This window comes from Streptomyces sp. NPDC046859 (genome assembly GCF_040645135.1).
Taxonomy (GTDB): domain Bacteria; phylum Actinomycetota; class Actinomycetes; order Streptomycetales; family Streptomycetaceae; genus Streptomyces.
In genome coordinates this window covers 186507-208343 of sequence record NZ_JBEYXR010000013.1, presented here as the reverse complement: position 1 = coordinate 208343, position 21837 = coordinate 186507, and the positions used below count along the sequence as shown (strand labels likewise).

The following is a 21837-nucleotide window of genomic DNA, read 5'->3' as shown; positions in this document are numbered from 1 at the left end:
TCAGATCTTTCCGATCCGATTTCCTCGGTGCTTTCCAGGTTCCCGCTTCCGCGTTTCCCTTTCCGGCGGTTCCGACTTTACCAGATCCTTTTCCGACCTGATCCCCAGTCAGCGGGGTTCGTCCTCCCGGCTGTTGGGCCGTTCCGACGTCTCAAACCTTAGCGGATCCTTCCGGCGATTCCCAATCGGGGCGCCGGCCCCCTATTCGAATTGAATTCGGGCACGCCGAAAACAAACCCGTCAGGGAGATCGTGCTGGTGGTTTGATGCCGCTGTCGCGGCGGGAGGTGTCGTCGAAGAACCGTTACGGCTCCGCGGCAACCCGAAGAACTCTACGGATCGGGCAGGGCGATGTCAACCACCCCCTGTCAAGATCTTTTAGAGCCGGGGCGGTGCCCTCGTCAGTCCAGGTCGGTGAGCCGTCCGCCCGCGTCGGGCTGGGCGTCCTCGACGCGGCGGAGCAGGCGCGTCAGGGCTTCCCCCAAGGTCGCGCGCTCTTCGGGAGAGAGGTCCTGGAGGAGGTCCTCCTCGAAGACGGACGCGAGGCGCATCGCCTCCAGCCACTTCCCGCGCCCCTCCGCGGTCAGCTCGACGATGACGCGGACGCGGTTGGCCTCGTCGCGCTCCCGGGTGACCAGCCCCTCGGTGACCATGCGGTCGATCCGGTGGGTCATCGCCGCCGGCGTGAGGCCGAGGCGCTTGGCGAGCTCTCCGGGCCCCATCCGGTACGGGGCACCGGAGAGGACGAGGGCCTTGAGGACCTCCCAGTCGGTGTTGCTGATCCCCAGAGCCGCGGTCTGGCGTCCGTAGGCGACGTTCATGCGCCGGTTCAGCCGGGACAGCGCCGAGACGATCTTCTCGACCTGGGGGTCCAGGGCCTGGAACTCGCGCTGGTAGGCGGCGATCTGCTCTTCGAGCGTCGGTTCGCCGATGTCGGGGTCGCCCATGGGCCGAGTATGACACGCCCCTGCTTCGCATCGAAGTCCTTAACCATGTACTGTTTACCTTCGAACTTTAGCTTTGAAGTCTTCAGGCCTGCATGAAGGGTCTGCCAGAAGAGAGGTGAACGTGACCAGGGCGATGGGCGCTGCGATGCGCCGGATCCACGTGGGCAACGCACTCAGCGCGTTCGGGCTCGGTTTCACCGTCCCCTACCTGTACGTCTATGTGGCGCAGGTGCGGGGGCTGGGTGCCATGACGGCGGGGCTGGTCCTCGCCGTCTTCGCCGTGGCCGCGCTGGTCGTGCTGCCGTTCGCCGGACGGGCGATCGTCCGGCGCGGCTCGCTGCCGGTGCTGCTCGCCGCCCTGATCGCCGCCGCCGTGGGAGCGCTGGGCCTCGGGTTCGCGGGGAGCGCGGCGACCGTGCTGCTGGCGTCGGCCGTGCTCGGCGCCGGGCAGGCCGTGATGCAGCCGGCGCTCGCCACGATGATCGTGGACTGCTCCACGGCGGACACCCGGTCGCGCGCGTTCGCGACGCAGTTCTTCCTCCAGAACCTCGGGCTCGGGGTCGGCGGACTGATCGGCGGGCACCTCGTCGACACGACGAGCGTCTCCTCGTTCACTCTGCTGTTCGCCATCGAGGCCGTGATGTTCCTGGTGCTCGTCGTGGTGATGGCGACCGTGCGGGTGCCGCGCGCGCCGCAGGTCGGCGGTGCGCCGGACGGCCGTACGGCCAAGGGGGGCTGGAAGCAGATGCTGCGGCACCGGCAGATGGTGCAGCTGTGCGTACTGGGGTTCGTGCTGTTCTTCGCCTGCTACGGACAGTTCGAGTCGGGGCTCAGCGCCTACGGCGTGGAGGCGGTCGGGGTGTCCACCTCGGCGCTGGGCACCGCGCTGGCGGCGAACACCGCGATGATCGTGGTGGCGCAGTTCGCGGTCCTGCGGTTCGTCGAGCGCGGCCGGCGGACGCGGGTCATCGCCGCGGTCGGGCTGATCTGGGCCGTCGCGTGGGTCGCGGCGGCGTACGCGGGCCTCGGGAACGGCAGCAAGGAGATGGCCACCGCCGCGTTCATCTCCACCTACGCGCTGTTCGGGCTCGGTGAGGCGATGCTGTCGCCGACCGTCGCCCCTCTTGTCGCGGATCTCGCGCCGACGGGTCTGGCCGGCCAGTACAACTCGGCGTTCGCCCTGGTCAAGCAGCTGGCGCTGGCGGTGGGGCCGGCCGTGGGCGGGCCGATGGGGGCGTCGCTGCACGGGCCGTACGTGGTGACGTTCCTGCTGTTCTCGCTGGGGATCACCTGGCTCGCGCTGCGGCTGGGGCGGCAGCTGACCGTCGCGCAGGACCAGCCGTGGCTGCACCGCAGCCGGGTCGTGGCCCAGGGGGCCGCCTCACCGGCCGGTCAGTCGGCGCACGCTTGACGCCCTAGCGGGCCTGGGGCAGGACGAACTCGCACCACACGGCCTTCCCGCCGCCGGGGGTGCGCCGGGAGCCCCAGGCCGAGGCGATGCTGGCGACGATGGCGATGCCCCGGCCCGACTCGTCGGCCGGTTCGGCGCGGCGGCGGCGCGGCAGGTGGTCGTCGCCGTCGGTGACCTCGATGATCAGGCGGCGGTCGGTGCGGCGCAGGCGCAGGCGCATGGGCGGGGTGCCGTGCTGCAGGGAGTTCGCGACGAGTTCGCTGGTGGCCAGGACGCCGTGGTCGTGCAGGTCCGGCGGGAAGCGCCAGCTGGTCAGCACGCCGGAGGCGAAGGCACGCGCGCGGGGGGCCGCCTCGACGCCGCCGAGCAGTTCCAGCGCGGCGTTGCGGAAGAGCTCGTGGTCGGGGCCGGTGCGGGCCGGGTGCTGGAGGACGAGGACGGCGACGTCGTCGTCGTGGTCCGCGGTGACGCCTGCGGAGCGCACCAGGCGGTCGCAGACGACCTGCGGGGTGCCGGTGGCGCCGGCGAGGGCTCGCCCCAGCGACGCGATGCCCTCGTCCAGGTCCTTGTCCCGGCGTTCGACCAGGCCGTCTGTGTAGAGGACGGCGGTCGAGCCGGGGCTGAGGGCGATCGAGCCGGACGCGTGCATCCAGCCGCCGGTGCCGAGGGGCGGCCCGGTGGGTTCGTCGGCGCGCTGGACCGCGCCGTGCTCGTCGCGGACGAGGATCGGCAGGTGCCCGGCGGACGCGTACACCAGGCGGCCCTCGTTGGGGTCGTGGATGGCATAGACGCAGGTGGCGATCTGGTTCGCGTCGATCTCCATGGCGAGGCCGTCCAGCAGCTGGAGCACCTCGTGCGGGGGGAGGTCGAGACGGGCGTACGCCCGCACGGCCGTCCGGAGCTGGCCCATCACGGCTGCCGCGCGGACGCCTCTGCCCATGACGTCGCCGATCACCAGGGCGGTGCGGCCGCCGCCGAGGGTGATGACGTCGTACCAGTCGCCGCCGACCGCGGCCTCGGTGCCGCCGGGGTGGTAGGTGGCGGCGACACGCAGGTCGTCGGGCTCTTCGAGCTCCTGCGGGAGCAGGGAGCGCTGGAGGGTGACGGCCGTCTCACGCTGGCGGCGTTCGCTGGCGCGCAGGCGCTCGGCGGCCTCGGCGTGGTCGGTGACGTCCGTGGCGAAGACGAGGACGCCCCCCTCGCCCTCGGTGACCGGTGTGCAGGTGAACGTGTAGGAGCGGCCGTCGGTGGCCTTGCGGGACTTCAGGGTGCGGGGGCGGCCGCTGCGCAGGACCTGGTCGAGGAGCGGGAACAGGCCCAGCTCGGCCAGTTCGGGCAGGGCCGCGCGCGCGGGTTCGCCGGTGAGGCGGGAGCCGAAGGCGGCGGCGTACGCGTCGTTGACGTAGGCGAGGCGGTGGTCGGGGCCGTGGACGAGGGCGACCAGGGCGGGGACGCGGTCGAGGACCTCACGGGCCGGCAGCTCGTCCAGGGCGGGGATCGGGCGGTCGCCGTCGGTGAGCTGCTCGACGCGGGCCGTGGGGACGGCTCCGGGGCCGTCTCCCGGACGGTCCTGGGCGAAGGCCGCCGCGGGTTCCGTCCGCGCTGCGGCGCGGCGCTGCGTTCCGGGGAGCCGGGCGCTCCAGCGCGTGAAGTTCACGAATCCTTGCCTCGTGTCGTCGTCTTCGGCCGGCTCAGGACCCGACAGGGGTCCGAGGTGCGGCGGCACCCCGGGGTCGCAGCACTGTGGTCGGGCCTGGTGGGTGAAAGGTCGGTCGTCGTCCGGGATCGGTCGGGGGTCAGTCTGGCAGGGCGGCCGTCCCGGCCGACACCCGTCAGACGCCTGCCCCGGCCGGGGAGTTCCTGGGTCCGGTCAGGACGACCCCTTCGGGTCGTCCTCCGGCCTGTGTGGATGCTTTCCACCGGCCGCGAGTTCGAACTCGGCCCGCGGATGTTCGAGTGAACCGAGCGAGACGATCTCCCTCTTGAAGAGACCGGAGAGCGTCCATTCGGCGAGGACGCGGGCCTTGCGGTTGACGGTCGGCACCCGGCTGAGGTGGTAGACGCGGTGCATGAACCAGGCCGGGTAGCCCTTGAGCCTGCGGCCGTAGATCTGGGCGACGCCCTGGTGGAAGCCGAGGGAGGCGACGGAGCCCGCGTACGCGTGCGCGTACGTCTCCAGGGGCTCGCCGCGCAGGGTGTGGACGATGTTGTCGCCGAGCACCCTGGCCTGGCGCAGGGCGTGCTGGGCGTTGGGCGCGCACAGGGTGCCGGGTTCGCGGGCGGTGACGTCGGGGACGGAGGCGGCGTCTCCGGCGGCCCACGCGTGCGTGCTGCCCTCGACCGTGAGTTCCGCGGTGCACTTCAGCCTGCCGCGCCCGTCGAGGGGCAGGTCGGTGGCGGAGAGGACGGGGTGGGGTCTGACGCCGGCCGTCCACACGACGGTGCGGGTGGGGAAGCGGGAGCCGTCGTCGAGGACGGCGACGCGGTCCGCGCAGGACTCCAGACGGGTGTGCAGCCGTACGTCGATGTTGCGGCGGCGCAGTTCGGAGACGGTGTAGCGGCCCATGTCGGCGCCGACCTCGGGGAGGATCCGGTCGGTGGCCTCGACGAGGATCCACCTCATGTCCTCGGGCCGGACGTTGTGGTAGTACCGCGTGGCGTAGCGCGCCATGTCCTCCAGTTCCCCGAGTGCCTCGACGCCGGCGTAGCCGCCGCCGACGAAGACGAAGGTGAGGGCGGCGTCCCGGACCTCGGGGTCGCGGGTGGAGGAGGCGATGTCCATCTGCTCGATGACGTGGTTGCGCAGGCCGATGGCCTCTTCGACGGTCTTGAAGCCGATGCCGTGGTCGGCGAGGCCGGGGATTGGCAGAGTGCGCGAGATCGAGCCGGGGGCGAGGACGAGTTCGTCGTAGGCGAGGTGCTCGCTGCCCGTGTGCCCCTCGGAGGCGAGTGTGGTCACGGTGGCGGTGCGGGCGGCGTGGTCGACGGCGGTGACCTCGCCGAGGACGATCCGGCACCCCGGGAGGACGGCGCGCAGCGGGACGACGACGTGCCGCGGCGAGATGGAGCCGGCCGCCGCCTCGGGGAGGAACGGCTGGTACGTCATGTACGGGTCCGGTGTGACGACCTGGATCTCGGCCTCGCCCCGGGCCAGTTCCCGTCTGAGGCGGCGCTGGAGGCGCAGGGCCGTGTACATCCCGACGTAGCCGCCGCCGACAACGAGAATGCGCGCACGTTCCTTCACCATCCCATGACGCACCCGTCGCTTGCGTTTGTCCACAGCCTCGGCGATTTGTATGACCGGTCGCCGACGTCACCGCGATTTGGCCGAATTGCCGGAGTGTTGCAAGAGTATGCAGGTCAGATGGGGTGCGCCCAGGGTGCGCGGGTGGCGGAATCGGGACGTAAACGACCCGTGCTCCGATCGAGGGGCGCTCCGTGCGGAACGTGCCCCTTCTGAATTGACCCCCTCTCAACTATGTTCGTGTGTCGACGGGGTGCAGGGGGATGCGCTCATCGGGTCCGTGAGACACACGGGACGGACTCGTTGTCCCGGGCTTGTTCCGCGACGCTCCGGCTAGCAATGACGGGGAGTGTCTCCGGGGGGAGACGTCATTACCGGGGGATCACCTATGCATGTTCAGGATTCTCGATGGGCTTCAGCGGCCGCCATCGCGCCGGCGGGTGGGGCGATGGGCTCCGCCATGAGCGCGGGTGCCGGACGCGGGGAGTCGTCGCGTACGACGCCGCTGCGCGTGGACGCGCAGCGCAATCTGGAGCACGTGCTGCGTGCGGCGCGTGAGGTCTTCGGCGAACTGGGCTACGGCGCGCCGATGGAGGACGTGGCCCGCCGGGCGCGGGTCGGCGTGGGGACGGTGTACCGCCGCTTCCCGAGCAAGGACGTCCTGGTGCGGCGGATAGCCGAGGAGGAGACCTCCCGGCTGACCGACCAGGCGCGTGCCGCGCTCGGCCAGGAGGACGAGCCGTGGTCGGCGCTGTCGCGCTTCCTGCGGACGTCGGTGGCGTCCGGCGCGGGCCGGCTGCTGCCGCCGCAGGTCCTGCGGGTCGGAGTCGCCGACGAGGGCGCCTCCGACGAGGCGCGGGTGCCGCAGCAGCGGATGCAGCCGGGCACGGGTGAGCTGCGGCTGGTGTCCGAGCCGGCTCCGGCCGTGGCGGCGGACCCGGTGGACGACGCCGGTGCGGCGGCGCTGCTCGACGTGGTGGGCCAGCTCGTGGAGCGGGCGCGTGCGGCGGGCGAGCTGCGGCAGGACGTGTCCGTGTCGGACGTCCTGCTGGTGATAGCGACGGCCGCGCCCTCCCTGCCGGACGCGGCCCAGCAGGCGGCGGCCTCGGCGCGGCTTCTCGACATCCTGCTGGAGGGTCTGCGGTCGCGGCCGCAGGGCTGATCCGGCGCCCCGGCATGCGGGGCACGCTGGTCCGGCGGTCACCCTGACCGCCGGACGCGGCGTCCCCGAAAGGGTGGACGTGTACGGGGGTTTCTGACCCACCGCCTCCCTCGAACACGGCCGCGGACACACCGGGGCGTTACGTACTGGCACTCAACTGCGGTGCAGGCAGCGGTCGTTGAGTATTCCCCGCTGCGGGGCATGTTCATGCCGTATCGCGGGGGGTCCCCACGGACGGGTGGATGTCCGTCCGCGTCAGTTCCGAGCAAAACCTGATGTGGCACCCTGACCCGGTGTCCGGGACAGGTGGAGCTGGCAGCGGGGGCTTTCCGCGATGAGCGTTGACGGGTGGGACGAGTCGCGGGACGACGGCGACGCGGCGACCCCACAGGTGCCGAGTCAGGGCGGCCGGCCGGACGTCCCGTCGCACGGTGACGTCCCGGACGACCGCGCACCGCGCGCGGAGGGCAACGTCCCGGCGCAGCGCGACCGGCGCGAGGACAGCACCCCGCCCCCGCACATGCCGCCGCCCTCGGACGTCGACCTGATCGGCCGGATGCGGGCCGGCGACGACAGCGCCTACGAGGAGCTGTACCGGCGCCACGCGCAGGCCGTACGCCGGTACGCGCGCACCTGCTGCCGTGACGCGCACACCGCCGACGACCTCACGGCCGAGGTGTTCGCCCGCATGCTCCAGGCGGTGCGGTCCGGCTCCGGTCCCCAGCACGCCGTACGCGCCTATCTGCTCACCTCGATCCGGCGGGCCGCCGCGGACTGGACGCGGTCGGCGCGCCGGGAGCAACTCGTCGACGACTTCGCCGTGTTCGCGGCGCAGTCGGCGCGGGCCGCCGAGCTGTCCGACGACGACACCCTCGACCTCGGCGCGGACGTGCGGGCCATGCACGAGGCCGAGCAGTCCCTGGCCATGCAGGCGTTCCGGTCGCTGCCCGAACGCTGGCAGGCGGTGCTGTGGCACACCGAGGTCGAGGACGAGTCGCCGAGCGAGGTCGCCACGCTGTTCGGGCTGGACGCCAACGGCACACGTGTGCTCGCCAGTCGGGCCCGTGAGGGGCTCAAGCAGGCCTACCTGCAGGCCCATGTCAGCGCCAGCCTCGCCCGGGACGGGGAGTGCGCCCGCTACGCCGACCGGCTCGGCGCGTTCGCCCGCGGCAGTCTGCGCACCCGGGCAGAACGCGGCCTGCGCAAGCACCTGGACGAGTGCGCCCGGTGCCGGGTGGCCGCGGGCCAGATCAAGGAGGTCGCCGGTGGTATCCCGGCGGTCGTCCCGGTCGCGGTCATCGGCTGGTTCGGTGCCGCCGGGTACGCCAAGGTGGCAGGGCTCGTCGCCGGGGGCGCCGGAGCGGGCGCCGCGGGAGCCGCGGGAGCCGCGGCGGCGAGCGGCGCCGGTGCCGCGGGCGGCGCGGGCGGAGGCGGCGCCGCCGCGTCCGAAGGGCTGGGCGCCCCGTTGAAGGCCGGTATCGCGGCCGGAGTCGTGGCCGTGGGCGTGGCGGCGGCGATCGTGTTCACCCTGGTCGGGCAGGACAAGCCCGCCGGGAAGACGGACGCCAAGCAGCCGCCGGTGCCCTCCCCCGTCGTCGAGGAGCCGCCGGCCCCGCGGCCCCCGCGGTCCGAGAGCCCCGCGCACCCGCCGATGGCTCCCGCGCCCAGGACCGCGCCGAAGCCGAAGCCGGTCCCGTCGCCCACGCCCGCCCCCACGCCGACGCGCCGGCCCAGCCCGCCCCCGTCGCCCAGCCCGACCCCCTCACCCGGTCCGACGCGGACCCCGGCGCCGACCACCCCGGCGCCCACCCCCACGCCCCCTCCGCCGCCGGCCCCGGTCGAGTACCGGTGGGACGAGCTCGCGTACGACCTCACCGGCGACGGCACCGGGCCCGAGATGCGGCTGGCCGAGAGCAGCTGGGTGTGGCAGCGCCAGGGCCTGTCGATCGCGGGCCGGCGCTACGCGCACGGGGTCACCGTGCACGGCCGGTCCTCCGTCACCGTCGACCTCAACCGGCGGTGCAGCGCCTACGAGGCGCGCGTCGGCGTCGACGACTCGACGCTGGGGCTCGGCAGGTTCACCTTCTCGGTGCGCGCCGACGGGGTCCGGCTGTGGAACTCCGGCCCGGTGAAGGCGGGTGACGCCGCGGTGCCCGTCCATGTGGACCTCACCGGGCGCCGGACCGTGCAGCTCGTCGTGGAGCCGCACAGCACCTTCGACCCGCTGCTGCCCGCGGACTGGGCGGACTCGAAGTTCCGCTGTTCCTGACGCCGTTCGGGAGCGTCCCCGCGCGATGTAACCCGGATCACACGCACGCGGTGCATCGTTTCGCGATGCCCAGTGTCTTTCCCTGAATGTAGGGGGCCGGTGGCGACAGGGGACGGTGGGCGTGGAGCAGAGTCGGGCCGAAGGGTTCGACGGGTTCGTGGCAGCTCGCTGGTCGGCGTTGTTCCACCTGTCCCGTCTCCTCGTGGGTGGCGATCGGCACCGGGCCGAGGACCTCCTCCAGGACGCGATGGTCAAGCTGTGGTTCGTCTGGCCCCGGATCGCGGAGGAGGCGCCGGAGGCGTACGTACGGAAAGTGCTGGTGCGCGCGGCGGCCCGGTCGGCCCGGCGGCGCTGGTGGGGGGAGCGGCCGGTCGAGCAGTTGCCCGACCTGCCCGGGGCCGGGGACGTGTCCGCCGCCGTGGTGGAGCGCTCCCGGCTGGAGGCCGCGCTGGCCCAGCTGCCGCCGCGGCAGCGGGCCGCGGTGGTCCTGCGCTACTACCAGGACCTGTCGGAACGGCAGGTGGCCGAGGTGCTGGGGTGCCCGGTGGGCACCGCGCGGTCCCACGCCTCGCGGGGCGTGGCACGGCTGCGCCGCCTCCTGTCCGACGTGATCGAGCCGGTGGGGTGAAGAAGCCGATGGACCACTTCGAGCGGGAGCTGGCGCGGATGATGCGCGACTCCCGGGAGTACATCCCCTTCGAGCCGGAGCACCGGACACGGCTGCACGCCGGGGTGCGGACCCACCGGCGCGTCCGGGCGGTGAAGCGGGCCGCCGGCTCGGTGCTGGCCGTCGTCGGCATCGGCATCGGCTTCGCCTACTTCGCCCTGCCCCACGACCGGGGTGACGGACGCCCGCAGGGCCCGTTCCCGCGTCCGGCGACGGCCCCCGCCTCCCCGGGCCCCACACCTTCGCCGGAACTCTCGGCCCCCAGCGAGTCGCCGTCGGAGTCGCCGACCGGGTCCGCCGGCACCTCCTCGCCGTCGACCACCGCTCCGACGGCCGGCCGGGAGTCCCCGACCGTCGACCCGACCAGGACCGAGAACCGGGACGCCGACGGGACGGAGACCGAGGCCGGGTCGGACGCGGACACGACAACCGAGCGACCGCCGGACCGGGACACCAGCCCGCCCACGAACACCCCGGACGGCCTCCCCTCGCCCACGGAGGTCTCCGCAACGGTCTCGGAGGAGTCCTTCTAGCCGCCCCCGCCGACCGGGCCCCGCCCGCCCGACCCTGACCACCCGCGGCAGGTCACCACCGTGACGCCCCACGCGCCTTCGGCATGCCCTGCGCCAGAGAACGAACCTGGATGGAACGTGACAAACCTGATGGATCATCTGCCGCTCCGTACGCCTCTCGCGGCGGAGCAGCGCGAGCCGGTCCTGGACGTGGTCGTCCCGGTCCACAACGAGCAGGCGGACCTGGAGCGCAGTGTGCGGCGGCTGCACGCCCATCTGCGCGAGACCTTCCCGTACCCGTTCCGGATCACCGTCGCGGACAACGCCAGCACGGACGCGACCCCGGCGATAGCCGCCCGGCTGGCCGCGGAACTCCCGGAGACGGAGTGGCTGCGGCTCGCCGGGAAGGGGCGCGGCCGGGCGCTGCACACGGCGTGGTCCCGGTCCCGGGCGCCGGTCCTGGCGTATCTGGACGTGGACCTGTCGACGGATCTCGCCGCGCTGCTGCCACTGGTCGCCCCCCTGATCTCCGGGCACTCCGACATCGCGATCGGGACCCGCCTCGCGCGCGGCTCGCGTGTGGTGCGCGGCCCCCGCCGGGAGGTCATCTCCCGGTGCTACAACGTCCTGTTGCGCTCGACCCTGGCGGTGGGCTTCAGCGACGCGCAATGCGGGTTCAAGGCGGTGCGGCGGGACGTGGCCGAACGGCTGCTGCCGTTGGTGCAGGACCCGGGGTGGTTCTTCGACACAGAGATGCTGGTGATCGCCGAGCGGGCGGGGCTGCGCATCCACGAGGTGCCGGTGGACTGGGTCGACGACCCCGACAGCCGCGTCGACATCTGGGCCACGGCACTGGCCGACCTGCGCGGCATCGCCCGGATCGGCGCGGCACTGGCCCGGGGCACCCTGCCCACGGCCAGGCTGCGCCGGCGGGACGACGGGCAGCCCGACGGCCTGGCGGGGCAGTTGCTGCGCTTCGGCGCCGTGGGGGCCGTCAGCACCCTGGGCTACATCCTGTTGTACGCGCTGCTGCGCCCGGCGGCGGGACCGCAGGCGGCCAACGCGCTCGCCCTGCTGGTGTGCGCGCTCGCCAACACGGCCGCGAACCGGCGGCTGACGTTCGGCGTGCGCGGCCGGGGCGGCGCGCTGCGCCACCAGGCCAAGGGACTGCTGGTGTTCCTGGTCGGCCTGGCCCTGACCAGCGGGTCACTGGCCGTCCTGCACCGCCTCGCTCCGGACGCCGCCCATCTCACGGAGCTCGTGGTGCTCGTCGCCGCCAATCTGGCCGCGACCCTGCTGCGCTTCCTGCTGCTGCGCGCCTGGGTGTTCCGCGCGAGCCGGCGCGGCACGGGGACGCGGGTATGAACGGCACCCTGAGTCCCGTCGTCCGCCCCGCCGCCGCCCCGCCCGCCCGGACCGGCCGGGACCGCCTCGACGAGGTACGGCGCAGGGCCGGGCAGCTCGCCCGCGCGCACCTGCCGGTCATCCTCCTGTACGGCGCCCTGAAGCTCACCGGCTTCCTGGTCTTCCTGCACCTGCTGGACTCCTCGGGCGACTTCCGGCGCAAGCACCCCCGCTTCGGCGGCGGCGCCCACGCCTGGGACGTCCTGGCCAGCTGGGACGGCTGGTGGTACCAGCAGATCGCCGCGCACGGGTACGACCCGGCGCTGGTGCGCATCCCCGACGCCACCGGGCTGATCACCCTGGAGGGCAACTCCGCGGCGTTCTTCCCGCTCTACCCGGCCACGATGCGGCTGGTCTCCGACGTCACCGGCCTCGGCCTGTACGGCGCGGGCCTGCTGGTCTCGATCGTCTCCTCCTTCGTCGCGGCCCTGGGCATCCACGCCGTCGCCGCCCGCTTCGGCGGCCACCGCGCCGGGCTCGCCGCCGCCGGCCTGTGGGCCGTGTGGCCCGGCTCGGGCACGGAGTGGTCGGGGTACTCGGAGTCCCTTTACGTCGCTCTCGCCGTGTGGGTGTGCCACGCGGTGATGAACGACCGCTGGCTCACCGCGGGCGTCCTCACCTTCGCCGCAGGACTGAGCCGCCCCACCTCGGTGGCCCTGATCGCCGCGCTCACCGTGGCCGCGCTGCGGGCGCTGCACCGCCGCCACGACGGGGACGTGGCCCGCCCGCTCACCGCGATCCTGGGGGCCCCGCTCGGGCTGGCCGGCTATCTGCTGTACGTCGGCGACCGGATGGGACGGCTCGACGGCTACTTCGCGCTGCAGAAGGGCGCCTGGGCCCACTCCTTCGACTTCGGCGAGCAGACCCTCGACGTCTTCGCCTCCGTGGCGGTGGGCCGGCGCGACTACCTCTTCCCGTTCCCCGTGGAGGACCTGATCGGGGTGCTGGTGGTCCTGCTGGGCCTGGCGCTGATCCCGCTGCTGATCCGGCTGCGCCCGCCGTCCGTGCTGGTCGTCTACACGGTGCTGACCTTCGTCCTGGTCCTCGGCAGCCAGCAGATCTTCGGGAACGTCTCCCGGTATCTGCTCCCGGCCTTCCCGCTGTTCGTGCCGCTCGCCCTGAAACTGCGCACCCTGAGCATGCCGTTGCTGTGCGGGCTGCTCGGTCTGGCCGCGGCGGCCTCGGGCTCGTACGCGGGCTATGTGCTCTTCGAGCTGGGCGTGCCCTGACGGGCCCGCCGCCTACCGGCCCGCCGCGCCCGCCCCGAGGGCTCCGCGCTGGGGCCGGATGCCCGCCGGTACGGCGCGGGCGCGGGCCGGGGTGCCCGTCCAGCAGGTGCCCCGGCGGGACAGCAGGCGGCCCAGCCACAGTTCGAGGGAGACCAGGTCGGCCAGGCCGTCCAGGGGGAGGGGTTCGCCCTCGGCTGCGGACCGCAGGGCCTTGCGGACCACCCGTGCCTCCACCAGCCCCGCCTGGGCGAGCAGGGGGCTGCCGAAGAGGTCCATCAGGGGTTCGGACGCCACCCGCAGGCCGGTCCGCGCCGCCACCGCCGCCGGCGCGTGCGAGGGGGCGCCCCAGCCGGGCGGGAGGTCGGCCACGCCGGCGCCCTCCAGGACCGTGCGGAGGATCGCGGCGCGGGCGCCGGGCCGGACGCGCAGGGCCTCCGGCAGGGCCCGGCAGGCGCGGACGACCTGGTTGTCCAGGAACGGGGTGTGCAGGCGCTGGGAGCGGATCTCTGCGGCCTGCTCCAGGACGCGGATGTCGGCGGCGTGCCGGGCGAGGGCCGCCCGCGCGCGGTAGTCGCCGGGGCGCTGGCCGGGGCCGACGCCGTTGCGGCCCGTCGCCGTCTGCAGGCGAACCGATACTTCAGCCAGTGCCTCCCCGGTCAGCCAGCGGGCCGCCGGCCCGGGTCTGGCCCAGGTGAGCGCGGCGAGCGAGGCCCCCACCGCGCCGCCCGGCTCCTCGAAGCGGTGGTCCATCAGACGGGCGGCCAGGGTCTCCAGGCCCGCGCGGTACGGGGTGCGGGCGAGCTTGCGGGCCGCGCCGTACACGCGCGCGGGGACCAACACCGAGCCGTCCGCCTTGGTCAGCGCGGCGACCGGCCGGACCAGGTGCCGGCGCTTGCGGTCCATCAGCAGGTCGGCCAGGCGGGCCGGGTGGGCGTCCAGGACCTGCCGGGCGCCGTAGCCGGTGAAGTGGTCCGCGCTGCCGGACGCCAGACGGGCGCGGTGCCGTGCCGCCGTCACCAGGCTGGGCCCCGGCTCGTCCGTGAGCGGGCCGTCCAGGTCGGCGTAGGGCAGGGTCTCGTCACCGCCCGCCACCACCACGTGGTGCAGGCGGGGGTTGGCCGCCAGGGCCCCGGCCCGCTCCAGCTCGGCCTCGCGGCCGCCGACGGCGAGGTCGTTGAAGGTGACCGCCAGCAGGCGCTCGCCCGCGCCGGTGCCGTGTCCCAGGACGGTTCCCGGCATACCGGGCAGGCCGGCGGCGAGCAGGGCCAGGGTGCCCGAGGCGGGCCCGCCGGACAGGTCGGCGCCGATGCCGGGCACGGGCATCCCGCGCGCGGCGCGCCGCTCGGCCGGGCCCATTCCGGGTACCGGCCCCGGGTCGATGTCCGGCACATGACGGGGCGCGGACAGACGCGCGCGTACGGCGTCCACCAGCGCGTCGCGTACGGCGTCCACCGCGCTGTCGGGGTCGGCCGACGGTGCCGCCACCGCCAGCGAGGCGACGGGTTCGTACCCGGCGACCTCACGCGCCCCGGCGCGCAGGATCAGCGCATGCCCGGGCGGGATGCGCCGTACGCCGTCGTACGGCGTGGAGTCGTGCACCGCGGCCGGTACGTCGGGGGCGGCGAGCAGCGCCGCCAGGTGCCCGAAGTCGAGGTTGGCCTCGATGAGGTCGGCCAGCGGGAGGGCGGCGGTCGCGTAGGCGGTGCCACCGGCCCAGGGGGTGTAGAAGACGGGCCGGGCGCCCGCGAGGTCGCCGCACACCGTGACCCGGCGGCCGACCTGCACGACGGCGGTGTAGCTGCCGGGCCAGGCCGTCAGATGGCGCAGGGCGCCCCCGCGCGCGGCGAACAGCCCGAGGCGCAGCTGCTCGTCGCTGGCCCCGCAGGTGCCGAGGACGGCGATGCGGTTCTGTGCGTCGGCCTTGACCACGCGCACCTCGTCCGGGCGCCAGTCCCCGACCGCCCACAGCGGGTCCGGGTCGCCCCACAGGAGCTGGGAGCCGACCGGGTGCACGGTCTCGCCGTCCGGCCCGGTGGCGCCGGCGGAGCCGACTCCGGCGGCCACCGCGGCGGTGCTGCTCCATCCCACCAACCACCGCATCGACGCCTCCACGGGCTGTGGACAACCAGGTGCACGGTATGAACCGGGTCACCATGCTGCCATGAAGGAGGCGCGCCGGAGCGGCGACGGAGCCGCTCGACGTCGTTGAATGCGCCCGCGTCCGCGCCCCCGCCCGCGTCGTGTGCGACCCCAACTGCCGTACGAGGCAGGGCTGTCGGGCCGAGGACCGGGGCGGATCGGCCATCATCCGCGACCTGAATGCGCCCCCGGTACGCTCCCCGAAAACGCCTTTCGCGCCCTCAAGTTCCGTGGTGGGAGCGGAAATCACCCCTGCGGGCCGGGGTCGGTTTTCGGCCAAATCGGCGCTGTAGGAGCAGGCTTACGCACACTCCGTGCAAGCCCTGGGGACTACTCGCCGTGCTCGTCGCGCGCGCAGTCCGGGGAACGGAGTGCGCCCCCCGGACCGTTCCGCCGCCCGCGGGGATGGAGGCGGCGGAATCCCCCAGCCCACTGGATCCAGTACAGCGGGCCGACCCACGCGAGATCCATGGAACCGCTCCCCCGGTGGCCGGAGAAGAGCGCACATGCGGGCGCACGGCCACACAGCGGGAGCACGGCACAACTGTGCGTAGGGGGTGCGCACTTGAGTGCGGACCACAATCCCGCCATCCGGAAGAATGCCCCTTAACGCTTGGGATGCGGCGAACTACGCTGGGTTTACGAATGCCGCACGGTTATGCCAGGGCGGCAGCCGTCTGTGTCGAGGGGTGGCGCATGTCCAGGGAGCAACGCGGGCCGAACGAAAAACTCGGCGCCGTTCTCGCCCTCGCGGGAATCAGCAACGCCGGCCTCGCGCGGCGCGTCAACGATCTTGGCGCCCAGCGGGGACTGACACTTCGCTACGACAAGACGTCGGTGGCGCGCTGGGTGTCGAAGGGCATGGTGCCGCAGGGCGCCGCGCCGCACCTGATCGCCGCCGCTATCGGCCAGAAGCTCGGCCGCCCGGTGCCGCTCCACGAGATCGGCCTGGCGGACGCCGACCCCGCGCCGGAGGTGGGCCTCGCCTTCCCCCGGGACGTGGGACAGGCGGTGAGGTCGGCGACGGAGCTCTACCGTCTCGACCTGGCCGGGCGCCGCGCCGGCTCCGGCGGCATCTGGCAGTCCCTGGCCGGCTCCTTCGCGGTGACCGCGTACGCGACACCCGCGTCGCGGTGGCTGATAACACCGGCCGACTCGTCGGTCGCCCGTGAGGTGGGCCCGTCCGAGGGCTCCGGCGCACCGCTCAAAGTCGGCCACAGCGATGTGCAGAAGCTCCGCGAGGCGGCCGAGGACGCCAGGCGGTGGGACTCCAAGTACGGCGGCGGTGACTGGCGTTCGTCCATGGTGCCCGAGTGCTTACGGGTCGAGGCGGCCCCACTGCTGCTCGCCTCGTACTCCGACGAGGTGGGCCGCGCCCTGTTCGGCGCCTCCGCCGAACTCACCCGTCTCGCCGGCTGGATGGCCTTCGACACCGGTCAGCAGGAGGCCGCGCAGCGGTACTACATCCAGGCGCTGCGGCTCGCCCGCGCGGCGGCCGACGTGCCCCTCGGCGGGTATGTGCTGGCGTCGATGTCCCTGCAGGCCACCTACCGGGGCTTCGGCGACGAGGGCGTCGACCTCGCGCAGGCCGCCCTGGAGCGCAACCGCGGCCTCGCCACGGCCCGCACCATGAGCTTCTTCCGCCTCGTCGAGGCGCGCGCCCACGCCCGCGCGGGCGACGCGCAGGCGGCCGGCGCCGCCCTGAAGTCGGCCGAGGGCTGGCTGGAGCGCTCCCGGGAGGGCGACCACGACCCGTCGTGGCTCGGCTTCTACTCCTACGACCGCTTCTGCGCGGACGCCGCCGAGTGCTACCGGGACCTGAAGGCGCCCCGCCAGGTGCGCAGGTTCACCGAGCAGGCCCTGTCGAAGCCGACGGAGGAGTTCGTGCGCTCGCACGGACTGCGGCTCGTCGTGTCGGCGGTCGCCGAGCTGGAGTCGGGCAACCTCGACGCGGCGTGCGAGCAGGGGGTGCGGGCGGTGGAGGTCGCCGGGCGGATATCGTCCGCGCGCACCACCGAGTACGTGAAGGACCTGCTGCACCGCCTGGAGCCGTACGGCGACGAGCCGAGGGTGGTCGAGCTGCGGGAGCGGGCCCGCCCGCTGCTGATGACACCTGCCTGAGCGCGCCTCCCGGGTTTGACCGCGCTGTCGGTGGCGCAGGGCATTATCGGAACCGGGAGGTGGTGCTGGTGCGGGCGCTCGCTCTGGACTGTGACGTGCTCGTGGTCGGCGGCGGCATCGTCGGGCTGGCCACGGCCTACGCGGTCACGCGTGCCGCCCCGGGCACCCGGGTGACCGTCCTGGAGAAGGAGCCCGGCCCGGCCCGCCACCAGACGGGGCGCAACAGCGGGGTGATCCACAGCGGCGTCTACTACCGCCCCGGCTCCCTCAAGGCCCGGTACGCGGTGGGGGGCGCCGCCGAGATGGTCAAGTTCTGCGCGGAGTACGGCGTCGCGCATGCCGTGACCGGCAAGCTGATCGTCGCCACCGGACGCGAGGAACTCCCCCGGCTGCACGCCCTGGCCCAGCGCGGCCGGGAGAACGGCATCGCGGTGCGGGAGCTGGGCGCCGCGCAGATCGCGGAGCACGAACCCGAGGTGGCGGGCCTGGCCGCCCTCCATGTGCCGACGACCGGCGTCTGCGACTTCGCCGAGGTGGCCCGCCGGCTGGCGGAGGCGTCCGGCGCCGAGATCCGCTACGGCGCGCGGGTCGAGCGTGTCGACCGCAGGCCCTCGCTGGGGGTGGCCGTGCGCACCGCGCGCGGGGACGTCGTGCGCGGCCGCGTCCTGGTGAACTGCGCCGGGCTGCACTGCGACGAGGTGGCCCGGCTGACCGGGGACGACCCGGCGGCGCGGATCGTGCCGTTCCGGGGCGAGTACTACACGCTGAGGCGGCCCGAGCTGGTGCGGGGCCTGGTGTACCCGGTGCCGGACCCGGCGTTCCCGTTCCTCGGCGTGCACCTCACGCGCGGCATCGACGACGGCGTGCACATCGGCCCGAACGCGGTCCCCGCGCTGGCCCGCGAGGGCTACCGCTGGGGCGTCGTACGGCCCCGGGAGGTCGGCTCGGTCCTGGCCTGGCCCGGGGCGTGGCGCATGGCCCGGCGGCACTGGCGGTACGGGGCGGGCGAGCTGCACCGGTCGCTGTCCAAGGCGGCGTTCACGGAGGCGGTGCGCCGGCTGCTGCCCGCCGTGGAGGCCGGCGACCTGGTGCCGGCGGCGGCCGGGGTCCGCGCCCAGGCGGTCCTGCGCGACGGCTCGCTGGTGGACGACTTCCTGATCCGCGAGGGCCCGCGCGCGGTCCACGTGCTGAACGCGCCGAGCCCGGCGGCGACGGCCTCCCTGCCCATCGGACGCGAGGTGGCCCGCCGGGCGCTGGCTGCGCTGGAGACCGCCTGAGCCGGGCCTGAGCCGGCCGTACGGGCCGGGCCCGCGGCCCGGGGGGCCGGCGCCGGAGAGCACGTAAAATCGATGCCACTGTGTCTGATTCCCGCAACGCCCCCGAAGCCGCACCACCCGGTGCCCCCGCCGCCGGTACCTCCGGCGAGCAGGGCCCGCACACCTCCGGTGCCCCCGTCCGGCCCAGCCGGGCCAAGGGGGAGCCGCGGTTCCCCGACGGGCCCAAGCCCGACCCGGCCGGATCGCACTTCGAGCGGCGGATCCGCAGCTTCCAGCCCCGGCGCAGCCGGGTCACCGCCGGGCAGGCGGACGCGTTGCAGCGGCTGTGGCCGCAGTGGGGCCTGGACATCGACGGGCAGCGCGTCATCGACCTGCCCGAGCTGTTCGGCGACGACCGTCCGGTCGTGCTGGAGATCGGGTTCGGGATGGGCGAGGCCACCGCGCAGATGGCCGCGGCGGACCCGGACACCAACATCCTCGCCGTCGACGTGCACACTCCCGGCCAGGGGAACCTGCTGAACCTCGCCGAGCACCACGGCCTGCGCAACGTCCGCGTCGGCAACGGCGACGCCATCATCCTGCTGCGCGAGATGCTCGCACCGGACTCGCTCGACGGGCTGCGCGTCTACTTCCCGGACCCCTGGCCGAAGAAGCGGCACCACAAGCGGCGCCTCATCCAGCCCGCGTTCCTGGACCTCGCCGCGACCCGGCTGAGGCCCGGCGCGCTGGTGCACTGCGCCACCGACTGGGAGCCGTACGCCGAGCAGATGCTCGAGGTGCTGACGGCCCATCCGGACTTCGAGAACACACGGCCCGACGGCGGTTTCGCGCCGCGTCCCGCGCACCGGCCCCTGACCCGTTTCGAGGGCCAGGGACTGGACAAGGGTCATGTGGTGAACGACCTGCTCTTCCGCCGCGTACAGCGGTAGGAGCGGCGGGCGGACAGCACCTGCGAGAACACCCGCAGCACCCCCGACAGCAGCCCCTCACCGGCGCCCCGGCACCCTCGCGCCGCTGCGGGCGGCGCCCCCGTCTCGTTAGGGTCGAAGCCGTGGCCACCTGCCCCCCGCACCCGACGCATCCCCCCGCCCCCACCGGTGGCGCGCTGCGGCACGCGCACTGGTGGCAGCGGCGCTGGGTGCCCTACGCCGCGCTCAGCACCCTGCTGGCGCTCTCCGGGCTCGTCATCCTGGCCCTGGTGCGCGAGCAGACCGGCACGGAGGGCTTCCTGGTCGGGCTCGGCCTCGCGGTCCTGCCGGTCCCGCTGCTCGTCGCGTCCTTCCGCTGGCTGGACCGGGTCGAGCCGGGCCCCTGGCGGAATCTGGTGTTCTCCTTCGCCTGGGGCGCCTGCGCGGCGGCGCTCATAGCCATCGTGGCGAACAGCTTCGCCACGCGATGGATAGCGACCGCGACGGCGGACCCGTCCCACGCGGACACCCTGGGCGCGACGGTCATAGCCCCCGTCGTGGAGGAGACGGCGAAGGCCGCGGCCGTCCTGCTGCTCTTCCTCTTCCGCCGCCGGGACTTCAGCGGGCTCCTGGACGGTGTGGTGATCGCCGGGGTCACCGCCACCGGGTTCGCCTTCACCGAGAACATCCTCTACCTCGGCACCGCCTTCGGTACCGACCAGCTGTCCGGGGACAGCGGCATCGCCTCCGTGACCGCGGCGACCTTCTTCGTCCGCGTCGTCATGTCGCCCTTCGCGCATCCCCTGTTCACCGTGCTCACCGGCATCGGCTTCGGCGCCGCCGCGCTGTCCGGGGAGCGCCAGCGGGTGCGGCGCGTGCTCCTGCCGCTGTCGGGGCTGCTGCTGGCGATGGGCATGCACGCCCTGTGGAACGGCTCGTCGACGTTCGGCGCGTTCGGGTTCTTCGCCGTGTACGCGGCCTTCATGGTGCCCGCGTTCGGGCTGCTGGTCTGGCTGGTGCTGTGGACGCGGTACCGCGAGCTGCGGACCGTGCGCGAGGAACTGCCCGCCTACGCCGTCGCCGGATGGCTCTCCCCCGCCGAGCCGTTCGCGCTGGGCTCGATGCGGGACCGCCGGCTGGCCCGGCAGTACGCCCGCCGGCACGGGGGACGCCCCGCGGCCCGGGCGGTGGCCCAGTACGAGGCGTACGCCACCTCGCTGGCGTTCCTGAGACGCCGGGGCCGCCGGGGCCGGGCCGGCGCGGACTTCGTGATCCGGGAGGGCGAGCTGCTGAACGAGCTGTGGCGGCGCCGCGCGTGGGCCCGCCCGGCCCTGGAGCACGCGCTCACCGCGCGCACCTGGCCGGCCCCCGCGTACCCGGCCCAGGCCTCCGGCCACTGGTGGCCGCAGCCGTACGCCCCGAACGGGCACGCCCCCGGTTCACCGGGCCCGGCCTGGAACCCCTACCAGGTCTGACGGCTCAGTCGGACGCCTCCGTCAGCCGGCGCAGCTCGTCGTCCGTCAGGGTCAGCTCGGCCACGCCGAGCAGGGCGGGCAGCTGTTCCGTGGTGCGCGCCGAGGCGATGGGGGCGACGACCGTCGGGCGGGAGAGGAGCCAGGCCAGGGCCACCGTGGCGACCGGCACGCCGTGGGCGGCGGCCACCTCGTCCAGCGCGGCCAGCACCCGCCGCCCCCGCTCGGTCTCCGCGTACTGTCCGGCGCCCTGCGCACGCGGGCTGTCCACCGTGGTGCCCGGACGGTACTTGCCGGTGAGGAAGCCCGCCGCGAGCGCGTAGTACGGCACCGCGGCCAGGTTCTCCCGCTCCGCGAGGTCCTGGAGCGCGCCCTCGTAGGTGTCACGGGAGACCAGGTTGTAGTGGGGCTGGAGCGCCACGTACCGGGCCAGGCCCTCGCGGTCGGAGAAGGCGAGGGAGGCCGCCAGCCGCTCGGCGGAGATGTTGGACGCGCCGATGTGCCGGACCTTGCCGGCCTTCACCAGTTCGTCCAGGGCGCCGATGATCTCCTCGACCGGCACCTCCGGCTGGTCGAAATGGGTGTAGTACAGGTCGATGCGGTCGGTGCCGAGGCGGCGCAGCGAGGCGTCGGCGGCCGCCTTGATGGTGGCCGCTTTCAGGCCGCGGAAGTCGGGGTGCTGGCTGACCTTGGTGGCGATCACGACGTCGTCCCGGTTACCGCGGGCCCTGAGCCAGTTGCCGATGACGGTCTCGGACTCACCGCCCACATGGCCCTCGACCCACGCCGAGTACGAGTCGGCCGTGTCGATGAAGTTGCCGCCCGCCGCGGTGTAGGCGTCGAGGACGGCGAAGGAGTCTGCCTCGTCGGCGGTCCACCCGAAGACGTTGCCGCCCAGGCAGAGGGGGAAGACCTCGAGGCCGGAAGAGCCGAGCTTGCGCAATGAAGTCATGTAAGTCACCAACGACGGCGGCGGTACCGGCGATTCCGCTTCGGAGATGAATTCCGTGCAAAAAAGGGGCGATCCGGCGCACCGAGGACCGGCAGCCCTGACGTCGGGGGGTCGTCGTCAGGAC

Annotated in this window: 16 protein-coding genes; 11 read left to right on the top strand and 5 right to left on the bottom strand. The window is 73.9% G+C overall.

Features of this window, described 5'->3' with window-relative positions:
- Positions 1–400 precede the first annotated feature (400 nt).
- Positions 401–946, bottom strand: coding sequence for a MarR family transcriptional regulator (locus tag ABZ899_RS21140; protein ID WP_361348215.1), 546 nt, complete (start codon positions 944–946; stop codon positions 401–403).
- Positions 947–1091: 145 nt separating this feature from the next.
- Between ABZ899_RS21140 and ABZ899_RS21135 the strand changes: the two genes are divergently transcribed.
- Entirely contained in the window at positions 1092–2357 is a 1266-nt protein-coding gene (locus ABZ899_RS21135) for an MFS transporter (protein ID WP_361348249.1), read from the top strand.
- 4 nt (positions 2358–2361) lie between these two features.
- Here the strand turns inward: ABZ899_RS21135 and ABZ899_RS21130 are convergent, their stop codons facing one another.
- Positions 2362–4014 (bottom strand): SpoIIE family protein phosphatase, encoded by a 1653-nt coding sequence (locus tag ABZ899_RS21130; protein WP_361348212.1) that lies wholly within the window; start codon positions 4012–4014, stop codon positions 2362–2364.
- A gap of 213 nt (positions 4015–4227) precedes the next feature.
- Positions 4228–5604: an NAD(P)/FAD-dependent oxidoreductase gene (locus tag ABZ899_RS21125; RefSeq protein ID WP_361348209.1), complete on the bottom strand. Its 1377-nt coding sequence runs from the start codon at positions 5602–5604 to the stop codon at positions 4228–4230.
- Between the two features lie 385 nt (positions 5605–5989).
- Here ABZ899_RS21125 and ABZ899_RS21120 point away from each other — a divergent pair, with 385 nt between their 5' ends.
- The 6 genes from ABZ899_RS21120 to ABZ899_RS21095 all read left to right on the top strand — a co-directional run bounded on the left by ABZ899_RS21120 (position 5990) and on the right by ABZ899_RS21095 (position 12844).
- On the top strand, positions 5990–6763 hold the full coding sequence (locus ABZ899_RS21120; protein ID WP_361348206.1) for a helix-turn-helix domain-containing protein: 774 nt from the start codon (positions 5990–5992) through the stop codon (positions 6761–6763).
- A 334-nt stretch (positions 6764–7097) separates the two neighbouring features.
- Complete coding sequence (locus ABZ899_RS21115) at positions 7098–9032, top strand: sigma-70 family RNA polymerase sigma factor (RefSeq protein ID WP_361348204.1); 1935 nt, start codon at positions 7098–7100, stop codon at positions 9030–9032.
- Between the two features lie 121 nt (positions 9033–9153).
- Positions 9154–9660, top strand: coding sequence for a SigE family RNA polymerase sigma factor (locus ABZ899_RS21110; protein ID WP_361348201.1), 507 nt, complete (start codon positions 9154–9156; stop codon positions 9658–9660).
- Between the two features lie 8 nt (positions 9661–9668).
- A complete protein-coding gene (locus tag ABZ899_RS21105) occupies positions 9669–10232 on the top strand; it encodes a hypothetical protein (protein WP_361348198.1) in 564 nt (187 codons plus the stop codon).
- Positions 10233–10361: 129 nt separating this feature from the next.
- Positions 10362–11576 (top strand): bifunctional glycosyltransferase family 2/GtrA family protein, encoded by a 1215-nt coding sequence (locus tag ABZ899_RS21100; protein WP_361348194.1) that lies wholly within the window; start codon positions 10362–10364, stop codon positions 11574–11576.
- The gene (locus ABZ899_RS21095) at positions 11573–12844 is read left to right on the top strand and encodes a hypothetical protein (protein WP_361348191.1); all 1272 of its coding nucleotides are present in this window, start codon (positions 11573–11575) and stop codon (positions 12842–12844) included. The genes ABZ899_RS21100 and ABZ899_RS21095 overlap by 4 nt, the downstream gene beginning before the upstream one ends.
- 12 nt (positions 12845–12856) lie before the next feature.
- On the opposite strand, the gene ABZ899_RS21090 is transcribed toward ABZ899_RS21095, so the two are convergent.
- Positions 12857–14944 (bottom strand): asparagine synthase-related protein, encoded by a 2088-nt coding sequence (locus ABZ899_RS21090; RefSeq protein ID WP_361348188.1) that lies wholly within the window; start codon positions 14942–14944, stop codon positions 12857–12859.
- Positions 14945–15679: 735 nt separating this feature from the next.
- Between ABZ899_RS21090 and ABZ899_RS21085 the strand changes: the two genes are divergently transcribed.
- The 4 genes from ABZ899_RS21085 (at position 15680) to ABZ899_RS21070 (ending at position 20764) form a co-directional block, all read left to right on the top strand.
- The gene (locus ABZ899_RS21085; RefSeq protein WP_361348185.1) at positions 15680–17104 is read left to right on the top strand and encodes an MFS transporter; all 1425 of its coding nucleotides are present in this window, start codon (positions 15680–15682) and stop codon (positions 17102–17104) included.
- Between the two features lie 68 nt (positions 17105–17172).
- Positions 17173–18381 (top strand): L-2-hydroxyglutarate oxidase, encoded by a 1209-nt coding sequence (lhgO, locus tag ABZ899_RS21080; protein WP_361348182.1) that lies wholly within the window; start codon positions 17173–17175, stop codon positions 18379–18381.
- Positions 18382–18461: 80 nt separating this feature from the next.
- The gene (gene trmB / locus ABZ899_RS21075; protein ID WP_361348179.1) at positions 18462–19310 is read left to right on the top strand and encodes a tRNA (guanosine(46)-N7)-methyltransferase TrmB; all 849 of its coding nucleotides are present in this window, start codon (positions 18462–18464) and stop codon (positions 19308–19310) included.
- A 122-nt stretch (positions 19311–19432) separates the two neighbouring features.
- The gene (locus ABZ899_RS21070) at positions 19433–20764 is read left to right on the top strand and encodes a PrsW family intramembrane metalloprotease (RefSeq protein WP_361348176.1); all 1332 of its coding nucleotides are present in this window, start codon (positions 19433–19435) and stop codon (positions 20762–20764) included.
- A gap of 4 nt (positions 20765–20768) precedes the next feature.
- Here the strand turns inward: ABZ899_RS21070 and ABZ899_RS21065 are convergent, their stop codons facing one another.
- Positions 20769–21713: an aldo/keto reductase gene (locus ABZ899_RS21065; protein ID WP_361348173.1), complete on the bottom strand. Its 945-nt coding sequence runs from the start codon at positions 21711–21713 to the stop codon at positions 20769–20771.
- Between the last annotated feature and the right edge of the window lie 124 nt (positions 21714–21837).

Coding starts and splice junctions, on each gene's coding strand:
- ABZ899_RS21090 (WP_361348188.1), bottom strand. CDS start 14,944: ATGCGGTGGTTGGTGGGATGGAGCAGCACCGCCGCGGTGGCCGCCGGA.
- ABZ899_RS21115 (WP_361348204.1), top strand. CDS start 7,098: ATGAGCGTTGACGGGTGGGACGAGTCGCGGGACGACGGCGACGCGGCG.
- ABZ899_RS21085 (WP_361348185.1), top strand. CDS start 15,680: ATGTCCAGGGAGCAACGCGGGCCGAACGAAAAACTCGGCGCCGTTCTC.
- ABZ899_RS21125 (WP_361348209.1), bottom strand. CDS start 5,604: ATGGTGAAGGAACGTGCGCGCATTCTCGTTGTCGGCGGCGGCTACGTC.
- ABZ899_RS21095 (WP_361348191.1), top strand. CDS start 11,573: ATGAACGGCACCCTGAGTCCCGTCGTCCGCCCCGCCGCCGCCCCGCCC.
- ABZ899_RS21135 (WP_361348249.1), top strand. CDS start 1,092: ATGCGCCGGATCCACGTGGGCAACGCACTCAGCGCGTTCGGGCTCGGT.
- ABZ899_RS21120 (WP_361348206.1), top strand. CDS start 5,990: ATGCATGTTCAGGATTCTCGATGGGCTTCAGCGGCCGCCATCGCGCCG.
- ABZ899_RS21065 (WP_361348173.1), bottom strand. CDS start 21,713: ATGACTTCATTGCGCAAGCTCGGCTCTTCCGGCCTCGAGGTCTTCCCC.
- ABZ899_RS21105 (WP_361348198.1), top strand. CDS start 9,669: ATGGACCACTTCGAGCGGGAGCTGGCGCGGATGATGCGCGACTCCCGG.
- ABZ899_RS21100 (WP_361348194.1), top strand. CDS start 10,362: ATGGATCATCTGCCGCTCCGTACGCCTCTCGCGGCGGAGCAGCGCGAG.
- ABZ899_RS21140 (WP_361348215.1), bottom strand. CDS start 946: ATGGGCGACCCCGACATCGGCGAACCGACGCTCGAAGAGCAGATCGCC.